Here is a 21,677-nt window from a genome sequence, read left to right as displayed (position 1 = left end):
ATTCATAAACTTTTAAACATATGAACCATGCCAAAAATTAAGCTGCCGGTAAAATCTCCGCACATTGACATGACGCCAATGGTGGACCTGTTTGCCCTTTTGCTTACATTCTTCATGCTCACGACTTCATTCAAGCCACAGGAAGCTGCTATCATTGATACTCCGAATTCCATTTCCGAGAAAGTAGCTCCTGAGCAGAATGTCATCACTTTACTTGTTGGAAAAGACAATAAAGTATATATGAACTTCGATAATGGAACTGATACCTCAGTTCTGATAAGAAAAGAAGTATTGAAAAAAATGGCTGAACAGTATCAATTGACCTTGACAGAAAAGGAACTCAAAACCTTCGCCACATGGTCATCTTTCGGTATGCCAATCGAGAAACTCAAAGCCTGGCTCAATACAGAAGACCCCAAAGAACGTGAAGTGTTTCAAACAGGAATTCCTATTGATTCGACTGATAACCAACTCAACCTTTGGGTTAGGTTTATTCGTCTTCAAAATCCTAATGCCGAAGTTGCTATAAAAGGTGATGGTGTCGCTGATTTCAAAACTGTGAAACATGTAATGGACATTCTCCAGGAAAACAAGGTAAATAAGTTTAATCTGACTACCAACCTGGTGAAAGAAGAAGCCGTTTTAGTAGAATAAACAATCACGATATTCCCTCTAAAGAAATCATACGATGGCTGAAATAATCCAAGAAGAAGGAAAACAAAAGAGTGGCAAAAAGAAAGCGAAAAAGTTTTCAACACGCATAGATATGACCCCTATGGTCGACCTGATGTGCTTGCTGATCACTTTTTTCATGCTAACAACTGCCTTCAGTAAACCCAAAGCCATGGATATCACCATGCCTGAAAAAAAGGACGATCCAAACGTGAAAGCTCCGGAGATCTCTGCTGACAGAACCCTTAATGTGCTCGTCTCAGGTAATGACCAGATATACTACTATTTTGGTGCAGCTGATCCCACAAAACCACTTCCTGCGCTGTTGAAAAGTGATTACAGTAAAGATGGCATCAGGAAAATTTTACTCCTAGAAATAAAATCGTCTTTAAAGCAGTGTCCGAGCTTCGATAAAAGTTATTAAAGGAGACCTGGTTATGGCTGATTCAACTCTGAACCGCAAAATCAAAGAGTTGAAGAAATCTGATAAAAATGCACCCATTGTACTTATCAAAGCTGATGAGAAAGCTAAGTACAAAAATCTTGTTGATATTATTGATGAGATGGCTATTACCAGCATTGCTAATTATGCGATCGTTGACATTACTCCTATCGAACTAAAAATGATAGAAGGAGTCGTAAATCCAAATGCCGCAGTGAAATAGATCAAATGTCTTTTACCTTTTAAGGTAGTTAAATATTAAATCGATAGCCACAACAATGACAAAACAAAAAGTTTATACTGCCCCCATGGACGAGATCGTCTTTGAGCACAGGAATAAAGCTTATGGAGCATATGTTTTGCGTAAGTTGTACCATAAGCATCTTACAAGGGCATTATTGCTGGCAACTGCCGTTCTGCTCGCAGCGCTTACATATCCGCTGGTTTCAAGTTACTACACTCAAAAAAGAGCTAAGTACATTGAGAAATCAGCCAGTGCTGAATTCATAGAAATGGACAAGCCCAAAGAAGAAGCCCCTCCTCCTCCACCTCCTCCTCCACCTCCTGCCGCACTTGAACAAAAAGTCAAGTTTGTGGCACCTGTTGTTACAATTGAGGAAGTGGTAGAAGACATCGATATCTTTAACCAGGATGAACTCAATCAGAATGCAGTTAATGAGCCTGTTGCTATAGCTGAGGAATTTGTTGCTGCTCCGGTTGAAGAAGTAATCGAAGTTGAAGAATCCAAACCTGTTTTTAATTTCGTTGAAGAAAGTCCATCCTTTGTTGGTGGTGAAGAAGCCAGGCTTAAATTCCTTGGCAAGTAATCTGGTGTATCCAACTCAAGCATCTGAAACAGGTATACAAGGTACAGTGTATGTTTCATTCATCGTTGATTCCAAAGGCCATATTACCGATGCAAAAGTATTGCGCGGTATTGGTGGAGGCTGTGATGAAGAAGCTCTTAGGGTAGTCAGGATGATGCCAAACTGGCATCCGGGAAAACAAAACGGGAAACAAGTTCGTGTGCAATATCAAATGGCTATTCAGTTCAAACTTTCTGGAACTCAATAACATCTGAATTACAAATTTGAAGATGCCATCAGGAATATCCTGGTGGCATCTTTTTTTTCTATTTAAAGTATATGAGTAACCATTTCCAGCACCCTAATCCGAATGCTTATTTAATAATTAAAAGGTTCTTTTTATATACTGCTGAAATTGAATCGAATACCGGTCTGTTTTTATTGTCAACAGGATAAGCAGGAGGAGATTCAACTTTTAATGGATCAATTGGCTGACCGTTTTTATAAAACCTGAAATCGAGGTGAGGGCCTGTTGAAAGTCCTGAACTTCCAACATAACCAATTAACTGTCCCTGACTTACATGAGCGCCATTCCTGATTCCAGGACCAAAGCCTGCTAAATGCATGTAACTGGTCGTATAGATTGTATTATGCTTAATAGTGACAATTCGGCCAGCACCCCCTGAATATGCAGCTTTAAGAACAGTTCCACTTCCAATACTATGAACCGGTGTACCCGATGGAGCAGCATAATCAACTCCATGATGGGGCCGACGTATGCGAAGAACTGGATGTAAACGACTATTTGAAAACCGGGATGAAATTCGGCTAAACTTCAAAGGAGCCTTCAGAAACTCCCTCCTTAAATTCTCGCCTGAATCATTAAAATACTCAGGATTTTCGCCCTGTTGATAGCGATATGCGTAAAAATCCTTCCCTGAATGTTTAAACCAGGCAGCATGAATGACTCCCAGACCAACAGATTTTCCATCTACTGATAGGTCCTCAAAGATCACTTTGAACTGATCCCCTTTCTGGATGGCATAAAAATCAATAGTCCATTGGTAAATTTGGGCCAGGGCAATAGCCAGGTTAGGATCAGAACCTGCATTTTCGATGGTATTCCATAACGAACTATTGATTGTTCCGCTTGCTGAACGCAACCTCCTCGTTACTTCATGAGCACCATAATGAATATGTAAAGTATCACCAAAGTCAAAAACAACATAACTGGTATCCGAAATTTCATAGATAAAATACCTGAGCTTTTTACTCTTATCAGTAGAAACCATGGCAGTATATTCATTGCCTGCCCTGAATTTCCGAAGATCAAAAACACCTTCAGCCTTTATTGACAATTGATTAATGTGCTCCTTATCAACATTGAAATCAGTTAATAATTCAGCAAGTATTTGACCTTGCTTGACTGTTTCCCTGACTATGGAAAATGAATCAGTTACAATACCATATTCTATGTTCGGCGTACTTTTATTTATAGGTTTGGCAATAGGCATGATAATGAAATCTTTCATCAGCAACAGTGCTACTGCAGAAAGTAATACTACAATGCCGACACTAATAAAAAACCGGATCTTTTTTACTTTTATCATCTGTACTCAGAATTTTAGGAAAATAAGTCTTACTAGCCAGGGCAATAAAAAACAGGGTATTATACCCTGTCTTTCAAATGCATTTTATAAGTTTAATTCATATGCTGCACGGCAAAATTGTAACCGGCATCAAAAGCATTAAGATTTAGTTGAACTACCTCTGCCCCTTTTTTGGAGAATATCTGTCGAATAGATGTCCTCAATTTTTCGGCTGGAATCTCAAGAAAGGGAGCTGCTGCTCCAAGTATTACCATATTGGCTGAACGAGTGGCACCCAATTCCTTCGCAATATCATCTGCATTAATGGCTATATGCTTTTCAAAGGATTCTATTTCCGACATCAGTGACTCCATGGCCGGATAATTGGGTATATTGATGAAAGGTTTTGTATTAGTGATTAACCATCCATTTTCAGAAAGTAAGGGCAGATATCTTAGTGATTCCATTGGTTCCACTGAAATAATGAGATCTGCCTGACCATAAGGGATCAGGTCGGAAGCTATTTCATGGTCAGCAATCCGCAGGTTTGATGAAACATCTCCACCTCTCTGGCTCATTCCGTGCACTTCTGCCTGTTTTAGGTGAAGTCCTGATCCCAGGGCTGCCATACCTATTGTTGCCGCGATTGATAAAATTCCCTGTCCCCCAACACCAGCTAAAATAATATCTCTTTTCATTGCCAATTTCTTATAAGTCGTTATCACTAAAGTTTAACACCTGAAATTCTATTCCTCCACTTTTAGGACAAAACCTTTTCTTTTTGCTTTTTAGCTTCCTTTAGGGCTCTGGTTGCAGTCTGGATACACTCCCTGCGGGGAATGATAACAGAAACACCCTGGTAGTCAAGTTCGCGCTTCATTATTTCCATATTCTCTTCATGACTCTTAGGTGAAGGATTCATAACGATTATATGATCTTCCGCAACACCTACTCCTTTGCAAATATCTTCAATTTTACCAAAAGCGGCAGAATCCTGTCCTCCAGTCATAGCGGTAGTTGCATTGTCGAGAATCATGATCGTTACCGGAGAACCTTCATTAACACAATCAATCAAACCTGTAATTCCACTGTGGGTGAAAGTACTGTCGCCTATCACGGCTACAGCCGGTAATAAGCCAGCATCAGCAGCACCCTTAGCCATTGTAATAGAGGCTCCCATATCAACACATGTATTGATAGCATCAAAAGGATCTAATGCTCCCAGGGTATAACAACCTATATCAGAAAAAACCCTTCCCTTACTCCAAGTTTCCAAAGCCTGGTTTAAAGCATTATAGGAATATATGTGTGGACAGCCTTTACACAATGAAGGTGGACGGCCAACCACAACTCCAGGAATTTCTCTTCCTCGTGTATCCACATGGCCCAGCGCAACTGCTACTATATTTGGATTAAGTTCCCCATCCCTGGGAATAGAGCCATCCAGTCTTCCTTTAATCTTTTTCCCTAGATTTAGATACCCTTTCAACATTTCCTCCACTACAGGAGCTCCTTCTTCCAGAATTAGAAGTGAGTCACATTCATCATATATCCTTGAAATATACTCTTTTGGTAATGGGTACTGACCAATTTTAACCAATGGATAAGGGACCTGACGGTCAGGATAATTCTCCATTAAGTAATTAAAGGCAATACCGGTTGTAATAATTCCTAAACTCTTATCCTGTCCTGGGAAATATGAATTAAAGCCCGAATTAACACCAGCCTTCTCCATTTCTGTCTGCTTCTGAAGCAACGACTTGTATTGTCTTCTGGCATTAGCCGGTAATAGAATAAATTGTCTTTCATTTTTGGGTAAATTCACTCCATTCTGTTCTCGCGAAGCCCTTCTTTCTACTCCTGACCTGGAATGAGCCAGCCGTGTAGTAATTCGCAACATGACGGGAAGACCCAGATGCTCTGAAATATCAAAACCATAAAAAACCATATCATAAGCTTCCTGCTGATTTGAAGGCTCAAGTATAGGTATCATTGCAAACTTTCCATAGAACCTGGAATCTTGCTCGTTCTGGGAAGAATGCATTGAAGGGTCGTCAGCAGCAACAACAATAAGGCCCCCATTTGCACCTGTTATAGCTGAATTGACAAAGGCATCAGCAGCTACATTCAATCCAACATGTTTCATGCAAACCATCGCACGTTTCCCTGCGTATGACATTCCCAGTGCTGATTCCATGGCGGTCTTTTCATTCACAGACCAGCCTGACCTAATATTTCTAATTTTTGCCTCTTTGGAATGAATAACATATTCTGTGATTTCAGTGGAAGGTGTTCCAGGATAAGCATAAATCCCTGACATTCCGGCATCAATTGCTCCCTGGGCAATTGCCTCATCTCCCAACAACATTAGCTTTTGCATGTTATAAGTATTAGTTAATATCACAGCATTATCCCACAAAGCTAAAAAATTAACAATACCTGTTAACTCAATAACAAGAAATAATTGATACAATTTTTGCGGACCTTTATATCCAAAGAAATAGAGTTACCGGGCAAAACCCAAAGGATAACTAAAAATTGATTATTAGCCTATAATGAACTACTTAGCGCATTTATTACTGGCCGGGGAAAAGGAAAAATTACTGATTGGGAATTTTATTGCTGATCATGTGAAAGGGAGAGCCATTGAAACATTCCATCCGGATATACAAATAGGTATCAGGATGCATCGTTCAATTGACAGATATACTGATTCACATCCAATAGTTCAGCAAAGTATACTTCGTTTACGGCCGAAATATCATAAGTATGCAGGGGTTATTGTTGATATGTATTATGATCATTTCCTGGCTCGTGGATGGAGTGAATTTTCTAATGAATCACTTGATAGATTCACAAAGAAAATATACCATCAGCTGCTGACTAATATTTCAATCTTACCAATACGATCACAACGAATTCTTGGCTATATGTCAAGGTACAACTGGTTAGAATCATATGCCTCTCTGGAAGGAATGCAGCAGGCTTTTACAGGAATGGCGCAACGTACCACTTTCGAGTCGAAAATGGAATTCGCCGTACAAGACCTGGAAATGCACTATGACCTCTTTAGCAGAGAATTCAATGCTTTTTTTCCTGAATTATGTATGTTTGTAGAAACTGAGTATGGAAGTTTACTCAGGAATAAATAGTAACCACCAGATTTCTGGGGCCTCCCTGGTTGCGATACTCGCAAAGATAGATGCCCTGAACATCGTTTAGATTCGGCTTGCCTTTGGTGATCGGAATCGTGACAGATGCCCCTGAGAGGGTTGTTTTTACATGTGCCGGCATATCATCAGGCTCTTCACCTAAATGCCTGAAATAAAGTTCATCAGGAACAAGCCGGTTAAAAACCATTTCAAAATCAATAAGTACAGTAGGATCTGCACACTCATTGATGGTAATACCTGCCGAAGTATGTTTAATGAAGACATTCATTAAGCCAGCATCCGGCAACTTGGGCAACCTTGACAGCACTTCACTCGTGATGACATGAAATCCCCTTTCATACTCGGGTAAAGTAATTTCAACCTGTTGAATCATAGCAAGAGTTGTTTAGGTTGCAAAAATAAGTTTCGAAGTTCCTAATTCCTAAACCTTTTTTTAAGAAAGACAAGCTACATTACCTAAATCACTATATGTTAAGTCAATAAGAATTTGATTTGTTAATAAGTATTTCAATATGCTAAAATAATCAATTGATAATGACGATTTGAATATTGTGCTCTTTAAATTGAAATAATGATATTTTTTTACTGTCCTTGAAGAAGAATAACATGTTTATATAACTCATAACAAGATACTTAAAACAAAAAACAGAAGTTTAGTTGCACAAAAAAAAATCAGGAAACCTCTTAGAGGAATCCTGATTCATCTGATAGAAATGAATTAATCTTCTGCTATGATCTCTTTACCAGCAGCGAGATCTTCCAACATAGCCGTAGTGAGTGATTTAGGCCTTTCAAGGGAATATCCTAATGCCCGATCCCATATTATATTGGCACAAATCCCAATTGCTCTTCCAATTCCAAATAACACTGTATAAAAATCATACTCCTTTACACCATAGTACCATTGTATAACCCCGGATTGAGCATCCACATTGGGCCATGGGTTCTTAGCCTTACCTTGTTCAAGCAAGATTGGAGGAACAACTTTGTAAAGCAAATCCACATATTGGAATAAAGGATCTTCTTTCAAATGAGTTAGTGAAAAATCGCGCTGAAGCATATATCTTGGATCAGTTTTGCGAAGTACAGCATGCCCAAATCCCGGTATTACCTGACCTGACTTTAGAGTATCCCAAACAAATTGTTTCATTTCCTGTTCGCTGGGGACTCTTCCATCCATTTTATCCATCACACCCTGGAGCCATCTCAAGACTTCCTGATTAGCCAAACCATGAAGCGGTCCTGCCAAACCATTGATCATAGATGCTATGGAAAGATAAATATCAGATAATGAACTTGCAACCAAATGGCCTGTATGGGCACTTACATTCCCTCCTTCATGGTCGGCATGAATAATAAAATGCATTCTGCTTACATCATCATACGGTTTACCAATACCCATCATATGTGCAAAATTGCCTCCAAAGTCAAGGTAAGGATTCGATTGTATGCGTTTCCCATCCCTATATAGTTTAGCATAAATATAGGTAGCAATTTCAGGCATCTTTGCCATGAGATTTAAAGCATCCTCATAAGTCGGATCCCAATAATCAAGTTTATGTAACTTTCCAGATGCATATTTCTTTGCAAATAATGATTCCCGCTGAAGGGTAGTAACTACAGCTGAAAATATTGCCATTGGATGACTGCAACAGGGCATTCCATCTATTACTTCATAAACAAAACGAGGAAGGATTCTTCTCTTGTTAAATTCATCGACAACATCCTGCAACTCATCTTCATTAGGAATATCACCAGTTACAAGAAGGTAGAATAATCCTTCCACATAAGGCATCTCTGCACCTTTTGGTTTGGGCAGTTTTTCAAATACCTCTGGTAAGGTAAAGCCTCTGTAGCGAATACCTTCTATTGGGTCAAGGTAGGAGATATCTGTAACAAGAGATTTCACCCCACGCATACCACCAATAATTTGCGAAATGGTAATCTTATCCACCACAACATCTCCATACTCTTTGAGAAGGCGCTCAGTTCTGGGGCGCCATTCCAAAATCTTTTCCTGTAATCTGTCTTTTAAACGAGTTGCCATATTATTGGAGTATATTAATTGTAATTGAGCTTGAGTTCAAATAAAGTTAGAATTCCGGAATTACATATTCCTGATAAGTGCATCACCAAATTCTGATGTTTTCAATTTTGTGGCACCTTCCATCAGGCGATGAAAATCGTAAGTGACTGTTTTTTCAGAAATTGTTTTTTCCATTGAAGCATAAATGATTTGCGCAACCTCATTCCAACCCAGGTATTCGAACATAAGAGCACCTGAAAGAATAACTGAGCCAGGATTAACCTGATCCAGTCCCGCATATTTGGGTGCTGTTCCATGGGTTGCTTCAAAAATGGCAAAACCATTATTATAATTAATATTCGCTCCGGGAGCAATTCCAATTCCTCCAACCATAGCAGCCAATGCATCTGAAATATAATCACCATTGAGATTCAATGTAGCAATCACTGAATATTCATTGGGACGTAACAAAATCTGTTGTAAAAAAGCATCAGCAATAACATCCTTTATAATTATTTTACCGGATGCAATGGCTTCACTCTGTGCAGATTCCGCAGCTCCTTTACCTGATGCAGCCACTATCCTATCATATTCAGCCCATGTGAATGTTTGATTTCCGAATTCTCGTTCAGCCAATTCATAACCCCAACTCTTGAATGCGCCCTCCGTGAACTTCATGATATTTCCTTTGTGTACCAAAGTAACAGAAGGAAGTTTATGATTTATTGCAAACAGAATGGCAGCCCTTACCAATCGCTCAGTGCCTTCTAAAGAGACAGGTTTTATACCTATAGATGAAGTTTCAGGAAAACGTATCTTCTTTACTCCCATTTCATTAATCAGGAAATCCTTAATCTTTGTCGCCTCAGGTGTTCCGTTCATAAACTCAATTCCGGCATAAATATCTTCTGTATTTTCCCTGAAAATATGCATATCAACCAAATCCGGCCGTTTAACAGGACTTGGAACACCATTAAACCAACGAACTGGTCTGAGACAAACATAAAGATCAAGTATCTGACGCAACGCTACATTTAAGGACCTGATGCCACCACCGACAGGAGTGGTAAGCGGACCTTTGATCCCTACTATGTACTCCCTGAAAGCATCTAATGTTTCATCAGGTAGCCAGTTCCCTGTATTTGTGAATGCTTTTTCTCCGGCAAGTACTTCTTTCCATGCTACCTTGCGTTTTCCATGATAAGCTTTTTCAACTGCAGCATCAAATACCCTGACAGAAGCATTCCAGATATCAGGACCAGTTCCGTCACCTTCAATGAAGGGTATGATTGGGAAATCAGGAACCTGAAGTTCCCCATTTACAACTTTTATTTTTCCAGTTTCCATGCTTAAATTAAATGGTAGTTTCAATTATCATAATTGCGTAAAATTACAAAAACATTCAAAAATCTATATATATTATCTGTGTGATTTTTTGAAATTTATGAATATTTCTGGCATTTTTAAAAAACGCAACAAAATGACTGGCCGGTTGTTTTAATTATAGGTCTGAGATTCACTCGGCCTTTTCGTATAAAATGCAGGCCAGATGAAGGATTCAACTAATATGAACAGTCTTGTTTACGATGATTTGTGCCAGGTTTGTGTAATAGGCATGGAACATCTTAAAAAAAATAATGGTATGGAAAATACCAAATTTGTCAAGGGCTCATCGAAAGAAGGAAAGCAATTGATTGAATTCTCACAAGAAAAGGCTGATTCTGTTCTCTATTTCAAGGGTTCAACGCTCTTAGTAAAGTCGGATGCAATCATACAAATACTGATCGATCGGGGAGGCTTTTACAGATTGGCAAGAATACTGCGAATAATTCCTGTATCAATACGTGATAAATTCTATGAAAGCTTTGCAAAAAGGCGACACCGCATAAAATTTCATCCTTAACTGACTTTTTCTTTAAGTTGGAAATAAGAATTTTTAGCAAAAAAGAAGTCAGACCAAATTTTTGATATCTCTTCAAGACCTTGAGGTGGCGTATCATTTTACAAATTGACATGCTGTTTGTTCCAAATGTTCCTTTTTGCAAAACAGGCTCTTATGTAAGGGGCTGTATAGTGAAATAGCTTACAATGATCGGCAGGTTTTTGTTATCTTTGCGAAAATCTATTGTAACTCTCATGACGGGCTTTATTAAGTGGACATTACTCTTCCTTGCAATTTTTTTTCTTGCAACATCTGATGGATTTTCTCAGACTGGTACCATACGTGGTTTTGTTTATGACAAGGAAACCGGTGAGCCAATAATTTTCACAAATGTTTACCTGTTTAAAACCCCTTATGGAGCGTCAACTGATGTAAATGGATACTTCACTATATCACGTGTACCTGATGGCAATTATTCATTACTTGTTACCTATTTGGGATTTGATACTTTAAGGGAGCAGGTTCTCATTAAAGGTAATACTGTCATTACTAAAAAACTATTTCTGAGTAAAGCCTCCTATGCACTTGAAGGAATAAGCATTTCAGCAGAATACCAGGAACTCAGAACCGATACAAGAACTTCTGTTGTCAAGATTACACCTAAACAAATAAAACAGATTCCATCCATTGGAGGGCAGGCTGACCTTGCTCAATATTTACAGGTGTTACCAGGTGTTATCTTCACTGGTGACCAGGGTGGGCAGTTGTATATTCGAGGAGGCTCGCCGATTCAAAATAAGGTAATGCTTGATGGCATGGTTATTTATAACCCTTTTCATTCTATCGGGCTATTCTCAGTGTTTGAAACGGATATTCTCCGGACTGCTGATATTTATACCGGAGGATTCGGAGCTGCATATGGTGGGAGGATTTCTTCCATGATGGACCTCACAACCCGCGATGGTAACAAGAAAAGAATAGCTGGTAAAGCCGGAGCCAGCACCTTTGGCGCAAAATTGTTACTTGAAGGGCCAATCTCAAAAGCCAAAACAGAAAACAGTGGCAGTTCTTCCTTCGTACTCTCTTTTAAAAACTCCTACCTGGAACAGTCTTCAAAACAACTGTATTCCTATATTGATGCGAATGGTTTGCCCTTTAATTTCACTGATTTGTATGGGAAAATTTCTTTAAACTCATCCAATGGCAGCAAAGTAAACTTCTTTGGATTTAACTACAACGACCAGGTAAAATATAAGGCCATTTCTGATTTTAATTGGAATGCCACAGGAGTTGGGACCAATTTTGTAGTCATTCCCGGCAACAATCCTGTATTACTGGAAGGCAGCCTGGCTTATTCATCCTACCTCATCAATTTATCGGAAAATAATGCCCCAGACCGGTCAAGCCTGATCAATGGTTTTAATGCTGGCATGGGATTCACATATTTCCTGGGCAAGGATCAACTAAAATACGGGTTGGAACTTCTGGGATTTACCACCTCTTTTGACTATACCAATTCACTGAACCGGAAAATCCAGCAAAAGGAAAATACTTCAGAGATTGCCGGATACATCACTTATAAAATCAGCAGAAAGAATTTCTTGATTGAACCTGGTTTTAGAGCTCAGTATTATGCATCCCTTTCAAACTTTTCACCGGAACCAAGGCTGGCTGTAAAATACCTGGTAAATAGCAAGCTCAGACTTAAAATGGCCGGTGGGTTTTATTCCCAGAACCTTGTGGCTGCAAATAGTGACCGAGATGTTGTTAATTTATTCTATGGTTTCTTATCTGGTTCTGAAAACGTGCCTAAAACTTTTAATGGAAAAGAACTCACACATAAACTCCAGAAAGCACAACATATCATCCTTGGGGCAGAGTTCGATCCAGCTAAATTCATCACAATGAATTTTGAAGTGTACTATAAGTATTTTTCACAGCTTACCAATATTAACCGGAATAAAATTTTTGAAGATGTTGACCCATATTCTGATCCGTCTTCAATTAGCTATAAGCCAGAATCATTGAGAAAGGACTTTGTGATTGAAAATGGTGATGCCTATGGCTTTGATGTATCTTTTAAGTTTGACAGGAAAAACCTCTATATCTGGGCTGTATATTCTCTTGCGTATGTAAATCGGTTTGATGGAACCACTCATTATGCGCCTCATTATGATCGAAGGCATAATGTCAATCTGGTAACCTCCTACCGCTTTGGCAATGAAAATAGTTGGGAAGTAAATTTCCGCTGGAATTTCGGCTCAGGCTTCCCTTTCACTCAGACTCAAGGTTTCTACGAAGAACTAAATTTTGAAGAAGGAATTTTTAGTAATATCATAACACAGAATGGCTCACTGGGAATTATCTATGGCGAATATAATAAAGGGCGACTCCCCTATTATCACAGACTGGATGGCGGGATAACCAAAACATTCCAATTAAGGGAAAATTCTTCTCTTGAAGTCAACTTTACCATTACCAATGCCTATAACCGGAAAAATATTTTCTATGTTGACCGCATCAGTAATGAAAAAGTGTATCAATTGCCATTGATGCCTAGTGCTGGTCTGAATCTGACATTCTAATTAAAACCCGGAATTCTTATTCTCTATTCTTGCTGTCAATCAGGATAGTAACAGGTCCCTCATTTACCAGTGAAATATCCATGTGCGCACCAAACTTTCCGGAGGCTACCGGCCTGCCAGATAACTCTTCCAGGCGACTTAAGAAAGATTCATAGAGTGGAACAGCAATATCCGGAGATGCAGACTTAATATACGAAGGCCTGTTTCCTTTTTTTGTACTGGCATGTAAAGTAAACTGGCTAACAACCATAATACTTCCTTCCGCTTCTGCCACTGATAGATTCATTACACCTAAAGAATCATTGAATACCCGCAACCTGGATATCTTTCCACATAGCCACTCAAGATCTTCCAGATTATCTGCTGCTTCAATACCCAATAGAATGAATAAACCTTTTCCTATTGTGCTGTGAAGATTCTCATTTATAGTGACAGTACAATTGCTGACTCTTTGAATAACAACTCTCATCTTTTTTTCAACGAATTAAAATAGATTCTAGGTAAAGTCAACGGTATCAAGGTTTTCATCATTCAGTATAGAAAGGTAATTTGAATATCTTCCTTTATTAATTAATCCCTTGGCCAACGCTTCCTTTACAGCGCAACCGGGCTCATGCACATGAGTGCAGTTATGGTAACGACATTCAGGCAGCAATGCCCTGAACTCAGGGAATCGTTCTGCAACCTCTTTGCTCTCGAAATGTACAAGCCCAAATTCCTTGATCCCAGGAGTATCAATAATATATCCACCTGAACTTAAAACATGCATTTCGGCAAATGTGGTGGTGTGCATGCCTTTATTGTGATAGTCGGAAATATGGCCTGTCCTTATATTAAGCAACGGATCAATCGCGTTTATAAGGGCTGACTTACCAACACCCGAATGACCGGTAAAAAGATTAACTTTACCTTTAAGAGTATTTCTAAGTTCTTCTATCCCATTGCCTTGAATAGCAGATACAGCATGAGTACCATATCCAAGAGAATCATAGAGTTCAATCAATTCGTTGTAACGGGTTGTTGAATCTATGGAATAGAGATCTGTTTTATTAAAAACGATACTTGCAGGGATATGATAAGCCTCAGAAGTAACTAAAACCCTATCAATGAAACCAGTAGATGTTCGGGGTTGCTCAATACTTGCAATAACATATAACCTGTCAATATTGGATGCGATGATGTGTGCAGATTTGGAAAGCTTTATTGATTTTCTGATAAGGTAATTGTGCCGCTCATAGATCTCGTAAATGATTCCATGCTCATTTTCCCTGGGGTACTCAAATTCAATATGATCACCAACCGCCACCGGATTTGTAGTCCGAATGCCATGAATCCTGAATTGTCCTTTAAGCCGACATTCAATAATCTCATTATTTTCTGATAATACAGTACTCCAGCTGCCTGTTGATTTAATTACGATGCCTTTCAAAACTTATCGGTTTATTTTGCATAAAATCCTATCAAAAGGTAAAAATACTCAAAAACTATTATAACAACCGATACAGTTTACCTGGAAGGCATTTGATCACATTTTCAAATTCCAAATGCAGAAGGGCTATTGCTGCACGCGACGGTAATAAAGATGTAGACATAAGGATTGAATCAATATCTGTTTCACCATGAACCTGTAAAAGATTCACTATCAGGTTTTCATCTTCAGTTAACGGAATGAATAATTGACCTTGCAAAGGCTTTCCTGAAGTATGAATTTTATCCCAATTTAACATGTACCTTATATCTTCGGCAGAAGTTATTAAAGCAGCCTGATGGCTTCTTATTAAATAATTACATCCTATGGAACGAGAATCTCCCACCCTACCAGGCACTGCAAATACATCCCTGGCATATGAATTTGCGATTTCGGCAGTGATCAGGGCGCCGCCTTTCTCCCCGGCTTCAACGACAACAACAGCATCTACCATCCCCGCTATTATGCGATTCCTCATTGGGAAATTCTCCCTATCTGGTTTTGTTCCACTAATAAACTCCGAAAGCAATCCTCCATTAGAGATCATCCTTTCAGCCAGAGAACGATTTGCATATGGATAAATCCTGTCCAGGCTGTGACCCAGGACAGCTACTGTATTTAATCCAACATCCATCGCAGATTTATGTGACCATGTATCAATACCATACGCCAGCCCACTAACCACCAATACATTCTCATCTCTGAGTCCTTCAATGATCTTTCTGCACATTTCCCTTCCATATTCAGTACCATTTCTGGTTCCAACCATTGCAATTACCCTGGAGTTATTTAAATCAGCAGTTCCCTTGAAAAACAGGAGCAATGGCCCGTCATTACATTGTTTAAGCCGTGATGGATAAGCATCATCAAGGTAGAACAGGGGTTGAATGGAATACTTTGTAAGAAATTTAATCTCCTCCTCAGCACGATCAAGTACCCGGGAATTTAAAATTGAATTAACTGTTTGTTCTCCAACTCCGGGAATCTTTAGCAATGTCCTTCTTTTTTCACAAAAGACTGCTTTTACACCACCACAATATGCAATCAGGTTTTTTCCATTGATATTTCCCACTCCCGGGATCAATGTTAAAGCAATCTTATATATTAAATCATCCATAATAAGGAGATATTCTTAATTAATAGGTTGAATAATTTATATAATCCTTTCTCAAGGAGATAAATACTAAATTTGCTCAAAACAACTCATGCACCAAGCCCAACAACCTGAAATCCTTATTAGCCCTTTGAATTGGGGTTTGGGCCATGCAACAAGGTGTATCCCGATTATCAGGCTTCTGCTATCCCACAATTCTAATGTTACCATTGCAACATCAGGAAGGGCACTGGCTCTTCTCAAAAACGAATTCCCTCAAAATCAATTCATTGATCTTCCAGGATTTTCACCACTATACCCAAAATCAGGTTTCATGGTGCTTAAGATGTTTCTGCTGATTCCATCATTTCTATTTTATCTGGTATATGAAAACTATAGATTATCAAAGATTATAAAATTACAAAAATTTGACCTTATCATATCAGATAACCGATATGGAATTTTCAACCGTAAAGTTAAGAGTATACTCATTACACACCAAATCCGGATCCAGGTTCCCCAAAGTTTTTTCTGGATGCGATCAGTGCTCTTACTGATTAACCGGATTCTGATGAAACCCTTTGATCAGATATGGATACCAGATTATAATGGAAACAAAAATCTGAGCGGAGCCCTCTCTCATAAAGTCCGATTACCCTCGAATGCTGTGTATATTGGACCACTATCCAGGTTCAAATCAATTGACATAAAACTACCCAAAGAAAAAGACAGCATTCTGGCGATTTTATCCGGTCAGGAGCCACAACGAAGCATCCTGGAACAAAAAATACTTCATCAGCTAAAGGATACAGATCGAAATATCATTCTGATCAGAGGGAAAAGCGAAGGTCAGAAAGAAATAAAGAAATTTGGATCAATAACAATGGTTTCCTTTGCTTTAGCTAAGGAAATTGAGCAATTAATCCGTAAATCGGCACTCATCATCTGTCGTCCAGGCTACTCCAGCATCATGGACCTCGCAGTTCTTGGGGGAAAAGTATTGTTTATACCAACCCCTGGTCAAACTGAACAGGAATATCTTGCTGAATTTTTCATGCAACAAGGTATAGCTCTATCTGTTGCACAAAATAAACTGAATCTGAGAGAAGATATACATAATGCTATTCTCTATAAAGGCTTTACTCCAAATAGAGAAGCATCACTTCTTGAAGCTCAGGTTGATTTATTAATGAATTCACTGAAATGAGCGAATTCTATTTACATTTGTCAATCAAATAACCTCACATGATACTCAACTTTATTAACTGGTCAGTCAGACCGGAGATATTCACCATAGGTTCATTCAGCATAAGATGGTATGGGCTGTTATTTGCCATGTCATTTGCAATTGGATATGTGATTATGCTTCGCTTCTTCAGAAAAGAAAACTTGCCCGAATCACTTTTGGATAAACTGAGCATATATATGCTCGTTTCCACTGTGATTGGAGCACGGCTTGGTCATGTTTTATTTTATGAACCTGCCAATTACCTTGCACATCCCTTAGATATTCTTAAAATCTGGGAAGGTGGACTCGCAAGTCATGGTGCTGCTATCGGCATATTATTGGCTCTATATTTTTTCGCAAGAAGCAGTAAGAAAACTTACTTCTGGACACTCGACAGGATAGTCGTGGTTGTAGCCTTAGCCGGATTCTTTATTAGGATGGGAAATCTGATGAATAGTGAAATTTATGGCAAAGTGACAGATTTACCATGGGGATTCATCTTTTCATTAGCTGGGGAAGAATTGCCAAGACATCCGACGCAGATTTATGAAGCTCTCTGCTATTTAGCCATCTTCGGGTTTTTATTGAATTATTATTTTAAAAATGCTGGTAAACCAAGAGAAGGTTTTATGTTCGGTTTTTTCCTTGTAACACTGTTTACCGTTCGTTTCGTACTGGAGTTTATGAAAGAACCCCAGGTGAATTTTGAAAGTAGTATGACACTCAATATGGGACAATGGTTATCTATTCCATTTATCCTGGCCGGGGTATTTATTATATACAAAACAAGGAAGTTAAACTGATTTAGTTGAACTGGCAACAAATCAAAAAAGGCTGACAAAACTGTCAGCCTTTTTTGATTTATAGTCCATTCAATGATGCCGACTCATCCGCCGGTTCTGGATTTCTGATATTTATCAATCCTGTCACTGATTGATTTTTGACCGTATTCGTCTGCCAATTGTTTCAACATCTGGAATAATCCGAATGCCTGGCTAAGGTCTTCTTCATAATTCGCCCTGAATTCAGGATTCAAGGATGCGATATAATCCGCATTCTGTTCATAGATATCCAGAAGCCTGTTTGACAGTTTATTACCTTTATCGAAAGCTTTAGATAAATAATAAACCTCAACAAATTGGCTCATATAGATATCAAAGTGAATCTTATTATCAGGAAAAATCTGTTGAACATAATCACAAATCTTAATGGCAGAATCGCTCTTCCCTTCGGAAGCTAGCTTTCTACCTAACCTGACAAAATTCTGTTTTGGAATCATCGAATTCCTGTAACTCTCCCTGTCTACATAAACTTTTGGATCAGCCAGGTTGCCCCATTTACATTTATTCATCAGGATATCATATGACGCTTCTGAATTAACACTCCCCAATCCCTGAACGAAATCCCTGTCATCAGGAAGCACAGGCAGGAATCTGTAAACAAACCCTTCCTGGTAGCAGTATTTATCAACCTCCACGGCATCGCTAACACTACTGGGACTTGCAAAATAGATCGGTCTCTCAAACTGGTTAGTAGCCAGGAAATCTAACAACATCAAGTCATTTTTGTAGAGATAGTTTGATTTAATATCCCACTCTATACTACCCAATACTTTATGGGCCAGATAAGAAGGTACAATTCCAGAACTCACCAGTTTCGCAGAATCAATAGTCATTTTAACTTTTTTCGTCGGGAAAATAGCAATGCTTTTATTACTGCTTACCTGATATTTGGTAGAAGGATCTTCACTTGCTATAAAGCGGATGAGATCCTTAAGTTCAACACGCTCATTTAATTGTTGAGTGTAGGCTACTACTTCATTCACTCCCTTGTTGTACTGCTCATAGGTTAAAGTGAAAGGAAGAGGATCAGATTTATAGATCTTTCTCATCAATTGGTGCACATACCAGTCGCCTGAAGAGAGCATGAAATTTACAACCCTGACATCGGTACGAATTCCTTCAACTTCCTGGGCATACCAGAGAGGGAAAGTATCATTATCACCATTTGTTATCAATATTGCATTAGGAGCGCATGATTCCAGATAGTTCACAGCAAAATCCCTTGCAGAATATTTATTTGCTCTTGTATGATCATCCCAGCCTTCCTTGGCCATAATTCCAGGCACCAATGCCAGGCAGATCAATGTAACTGCGATAGCGATTACCTTTTCATTAATTTTTTTCAGCATGTCCCAAATCGCCATGACTCCAAAACCTATCCATATTGCAAAGGCATAGAAGGACCCGGCAAATGCATAATCCCTTTCACGGGGCTGATACGGGGTAATATTCAGGTACATAACAATAGCAATTCCTGTCATAAAGAAAAGCATCAGGACTACTACAGCACCCTTATATTGTTTCTTGAAATGGAAATACAAACCTAATAATCCCAGGAACAAAGGCAACATGAAGAATTTATTCTTTGCAGGGCTTGACATACTCTCCGGAAGGTTTGACTGGTCACCTAGACGGCCATTGTCAATAAATGGAATCCCACTTATCCAGTTCCCATATCGAATACCACCATGGCCTTCTGTATCGTTTTGCCTGCCAGAGAAGTTCCACATAAAATATCTCATGTACATATGGCCAACCTGGTAATTGAAAAAGAACCTCAAGTTCTCAGAGAAAGTAGGCTTGTACAGAGTTTCAGCCTTGCCCTCATCATTTGTATACTGAATCGGAACACCCTTCACTTTCCCCCAGCTTTTGTATGCCTGGACGTGGCTTTGTTTCTGATTACTCCACATTCTTGGGAAGAGCATTTCAAAACGGGAATCATAGTTGGGGATTGATCGCTTCCGATCATCGGTAATAATATACTTACCTTTTTTTGAATCCCTTACATAAATTGGATTACCATCAGTATATGGCTTCTGCTCATCAAGGGGAGTATCATAATATTGTCCATAAATAGTCGGCCAGGTACCATACTGCTCCCTATTGAGATATGAAAGTAAGCTAACTGCATCACTCGGATCATTCTCATTTATAGGTGTATTAGCATTGGCTCGAATTACAAGCAGGAAAAAAGATGAATATCCAATCAGGATAAAGACTATGGAGATTACTGCCGTATTGAAAATGGATCGAAGCTGATTTCTGTATTGAACTGAGGATGAACCATTTTTGTAAAAGGCATAAGCACCAACCAGGGCAGCTAATGCCAGAATACTGACCCATGAGAAAATCGCCAATAATAAGAGTAACACCACACCAAGAATATAATCAACCATGGAATGTGTGTCCTTATAGGTGAATCGCAAACTCCACAATATCGCTCCTATCAATACAATGAAATAGAAGACTGTTCCCGAATTGAATGGCAGGCCAAACTCATTGACAAACATTATTTCATACTTCCCGGCCAGGTTAACTGTCCATGGGATGATCCAGAACATGATAAATGCCAATATAACAAATGAAATACCGAGTGCAATCAATCCACCTTTCCAGGTAACCTTACTATACCTTCTATAGTAAAATACAAGGGCAATGGCAGGGATGGCAAGTAGATTCAGTAAGTGAACTCCAATGGACAAACCAACCAGGTAGGCAATCAGAATTATCCATTTAAGTGAATGCGGCTGATCGTGAACCCTTTCCCATTTGAGAATTGCCCAAAAAACAATTGCGGAAAAGAAAGAGGACATTGCATATACTTCACCTTCTACAGCAGAAAACCAAAATGAATCGCTGAAAGTGTAAGCCAGTGAACCTACAAGTCCGCTTCCAAGAATGGCAATGGATTCTCCTAAAGTAATTTCACTTTCCTTTACAAACTTCAATCCTAGCATGGTGATCGTCCAGAATAGAAAAAGAATCGTAAAAGCACTGCTCAACGCCGACATAATATTTACCATCATCGCCACCTTGCTTAAATCTCCAAAGGCAAAGAGGGAAAAGAATCTTCCGATGAGCTGGAATAGTGGCGCTCCGGGAGGATGACCTACCTGGAGTTTAAAAGCTGTCGAAATATATTCACCACAATCCCACCAACTGGCAGTAGGTTCGATGGTAGATAGATATACAAAGGCTGCAACACCAAATGATAGCCATCCAAATAAATTATTCAGTTTCCTGAATTTGTCCATGAATAGATTTTTTAAAGGTCAATACTGGATTTGAGGGACGAAATTAACCAAATTATGCTAACTGACTTAATTAAGTATCTCATTTTAGTATTTCTTATGAAAACTAGCCATGATTTTTCATAACAAAAAGGAAAATATTCCGCTTCAATTAGCCGTAAAAAGCTAATGCAGTAGGCAACTTACTCTTTGATTTTGACGAATAATCTCAATTTTGTATCATTATTTACGTCAAACCTTTTACACTTTCGAAAAAATATCTAATTTTGCAGTCCCATTTTTGGGAATATTGGAATTGTCCGATGGTGTAATGGCAGCACTAGAGATTTTGGTTCTCTCGGTCTAGGTTCGAGTCCTGGTCGGACAACAATTTTTGAATTACTCGGTGATTTTCTTTGTTCAAATTGGATAACTGAGAATAACTGGCAATTCAAAGAAATGACTCGAATAAATTTTTTCATTCCTGTCATTTTTGTTGGAAGTGCTCGTACGCTCGTATCCTCACAGTTTGAGGTTACGTTATGATACTGAGGGGACAGGAGTCCCCTCTTTTGTTACCCGAACTTTTCTTAATTTTGTTTCAAAAACGAACAGATTATCAGATCAATAACCAATTA

Annotated in this window: 20 protein-coding genes; 10 read left to right on the top strand and 10 right to left on the bottom strand. The window is 38.9% G+C overall.

Annotation, left to right across the window (positions count from 1 at the left end):
• The first annotated feature begins 27 nt into the window (after positions 1–27).
• The 5 genes from IPH84_06340 to IPH84_06320 are packed head-to-tail and all read left to right on the top strand — an operon-like array spanning position 28 to position 2,188.
• Entirely contained in the window at positions 28–654 is a 627-nt protein-coding gene (locus tag IPH84_06340) for a biopolymer transporter ExbD (GenBank protein MBK7172842.1), read from the top strand.
• 34 nt (positions 655–688) lie between these two features.
• The gene (locus IPH84_06335) at positions 689–1,096 is read left to right on the top strand and encodes a biopolymer transporter ExbD (GenBank protein MBK7172841.1); all 408 of its coding nucleotides are present in this window, start codon (positions 689–691) and stop codon (positions 1,094–1,096) included.
• A gap of 13 nt (positions 1,097–1,109) precedes the next feature.
• Positions 1,110–1,337 carry a biopolymer transporter ExbD gene (locus IPH84_06330; protein ID MBK7172840.1) on the top strand — a complete coding sequence of 76 codons (228 nt, stop codon included), beginning with the start codon at positions 1,110–1,112 and terminating at the stop codon, positions 1,335–1,337.
• Between the two features lie 55 nt (positions 1,338–1,392).
• Complete coding sequence (locus IPH84_06325; GenBank protein ID MBK7172839.1) at positions 1,393–1,941, top strand: hypothetical protein; 549 nt, start codon at positions 1,393–1,395, stop codon at positions 1,939–1,941.
• Positions 1,931–2,188, top strand: coding sequence for an energy transducer TonB (locus tag IPH84_06320; protein MBK7172838.1), 258 nt, complete (start codon positions 1,931–1,933; stop codon positions 2,186–2,188). Before IPH84_06325 ends, IPH84_06320 begins: the two co-directional genes overlap by 11 nt.
• Before the next feature lie 106 nt (positions 2,189–2,294).
• Here the strand turns inward: IPH84_06320 and IPH84_06315 are convergent, their stop codons facing one another.
• From IPH84_06315 to IPH84_06305, 3 genes are all read right to left on the bottom strand, one after another.
• Positions 2,295–3,530, bottom strand: coding sequence for a peptidoglycan DD-metalloendopeptidase family protein (locus IPH84_06315; GenBank protein MBK7172837.1), 1,236 nt, complete (start codon positions 3,528–3,530; stop codon positions 2,295–2,297).
• Positions 3,531–3,622: 92 nt separating this feature from the next.
• The gene (locus tag IPH84_06310) at positions 3,623–4,207 is read right to left on the bottom strand and encodes an indolepyruvate oxidoreductase subunit beta (protein MBK7172836.1); all 585 of its coding nucleotides are present in this window, start codon (positions 4,205–4,207) and stop codon (positions 3,623–3,625) included.
• 62 nt (positions 4,208–4,269) lie between these two features.
• On the bottom strand, positions 4,270–5,889 hold the full coding sequence (locus IPH84_06305; GenBank protein ID MBK7172835.1) for an indolepyruvate ferredoxin oxidoreductase: 1,620 nt from the start codon (positions 5,887–5,889) through the stop codon (positions 4,270–4,272).
• A 175-nt stretch (positions 5,890–6,064) separates the two neighbouring features.
• On the opposite strand from IPH84_06305, the gene IPH84_06300 reads away from it, so the two are divergent.
• Positions 6,065–6,661: a DUF479 domain-containing protein gene (locus tag IPH84_06300; GenBank protein MBK7172834.1), complete on the top strand. Its 597-nt coding sequence runs from the start codon at positions 6,065–6,067 to the stop codon at positions 6,659–6,661.
• Here IPH84_06300 and IPH84_06295 read toward each other — a convergent pair.
• The 3 genes from IPH84_06295 to icd all read right to left on the bottom strand — a co-directional run bounded on the left by IPH84_06295 (position 6,648) and on the right by icd (position 10,055).
• Entirely contained in the window at positions 6,648–7,055 is a 408-nt protein-coding gene (locus tag IPH84_06295) for a YjbQ family protein (GenBank protein MBK7172833.1), read from the bottom strand. The two genes, IPH84_06300 and IPH84_06295, sit on opposite strands and share 14 nt — an antisense overlap.
• Positions 7,056–7,400: 345 nt before the next feature.
• The gene (locus tag IPH84_06290) at positions 7,401–8,729 is read right to left on the bottom strand and encodes a citrate (Si)-synthase (protein MBK7172832.1); all 1,329 of its coding nucleotides are present in this window, start codon (positions 8,727–8,729) and stop codon (positions 7,401–7,403) included.
• Between the two features lie 60 nt (positions 8,730–8,789).
• Complete coding sequence (gene icd, locus IPH84_06285; protein MBK7172831.1) at positions 8,790–10,055, bottom strand: NADP-dependent isocitrate dehydrogenase; 1,266 nt, start codon at positions 10,053–10,055, stop codon at positions 8,790–8,792.
• A gap of 202 nt (positions 10,056–10,257) precedes the next feature.
• Here icd and IPH84_06280 point away from each other — a divergent pair, with 202 nt between their 5' ends.
• Together IPH84_06280 and IPH84_06275 are read left to right on the top strand one after the other, a co-directional pair.
• Positions 10,258–10,611 carry a DUF393 domain-containing protein gene (locus IPH84_06280; GenBank protein MBK7172830.1) on the top strand — a complete coding sequence of 118 codons (354 nt, stop codon included), beginning with the start codon at positions 10,258–10,260 and terminating at the stop codon, positions 10,609–10,611.
• 209 nt (positions 10,612–10,820) lie between these two features.
• Positions 10,821–13,175, top strand: a complete 2,355-nt coding sequence (locus tag IPH84_06275; protein MBK7172829.1) for a TonB-dependent receptor — start codon at positions 10,821–10,823, stop codon at positions 13,173–13,175.
• Positions 13,176–13,191: 16 nt separating this feature from the next.
• Here the strand turns inward: IPH84_06275 and IPH84_06270 are convergent, their stop codons facing one another.
• The 3 genes from IPH84_06270 to dprA are packed head-to-tail and all read right to left on the bottom strand — an operon-like array spanning position 13,192 to position 15,760.
• Positions 13,192–13,644: a D-tyrosyl-tRNA(Tyr) deacylase gene (locus IPH84_06270; GenBank protein MBK7172828.1), complete on the bottom strand. Its 453-nt coding sequence runs from the start codon at positions 13,642–13,644 to the stop codon at positions 13,192–13,194.
• Positions 13,645–13,671: 27 nt separating this feature from the next.
• A complete protein-coding gene (gene rsgA, locus IPH84_06265) occupies positions 13,672–14,604 on the bottom strand; it encodes a ribosome small subunit-dependent GTPase A (GenBank protein MBK7172827.1) in 933 nt (310 codons plus the stop codon).
• Between the two features lie 58 nt (positions 14,605–14,662).
• A complete protein-coding gene (gene dprA, locus IPH84_06260) occupies positions 14,663–15,760 on the bottom strand; it encodes a DNA-protecting protein DprA (protein ID MBK7172826.1) in 1,098 nt (365 codons plus the stop codon).
• Positions 15,761–16,271: 511 nt separating this feature from the next.
• On the opposite strand from dprA, the gene IPH84_06255 reads away from it, so the two are divergent.
• On the top strand, positions 16,272–16,943 hold the full coding sequence (locus IPH84_06255) for a hypothetical protein (protein MBK7172825.1): 672 nt from the start codon (positions 16,272–16,274) through the stop codon (positions 16,941–16,943).
• Between the two features lie 38 nt (positions 16,944–16,981).
• The gene (lgt, locus tag IPH84_06250) at positions 16,982–17,767 is read left to right on the top strand and encodes a prolipoprotein diacylglyceryl transferase (GenBank protein MBK7172824.1); all 786 of its coding nucleotides are present in this window, start codon (positions 16,982–16,984) and stop codon (positions 17,765–17,767) included.
• 83 nt (positions 17,768–17,850) lie between these two features.
• Here the strand turns inward: lgt and IPH84_06245 are convergent, their stop codons facing one another.
• Complete coding sequence (locus tag IPH84_06245; GenBank protein ID MBK7172823.1) at positions 17,851–21,063, bottom strand: DUF2723 domain-containing protein; 3,213 nt, start codon at positions 21,061–21,063, stop codon at positions 17,851–17,853.
• Between the last annotated feature and the right edge of the window lie 614 nt (positions 21,064–21,677).

Source organism: Bacteroidales bacterium, assembly GCA_016707785.1.
Classification (GTDB): domain Bacteria; phylum Bacteroidota; class Bacteroidia; order Bacteroidales; family UBA4417; genus UBA4417.
Note: the sequence above shows the minus strand (reverse complement) of the source record. Positions and strands in the feature narration are given on the sequence as shown.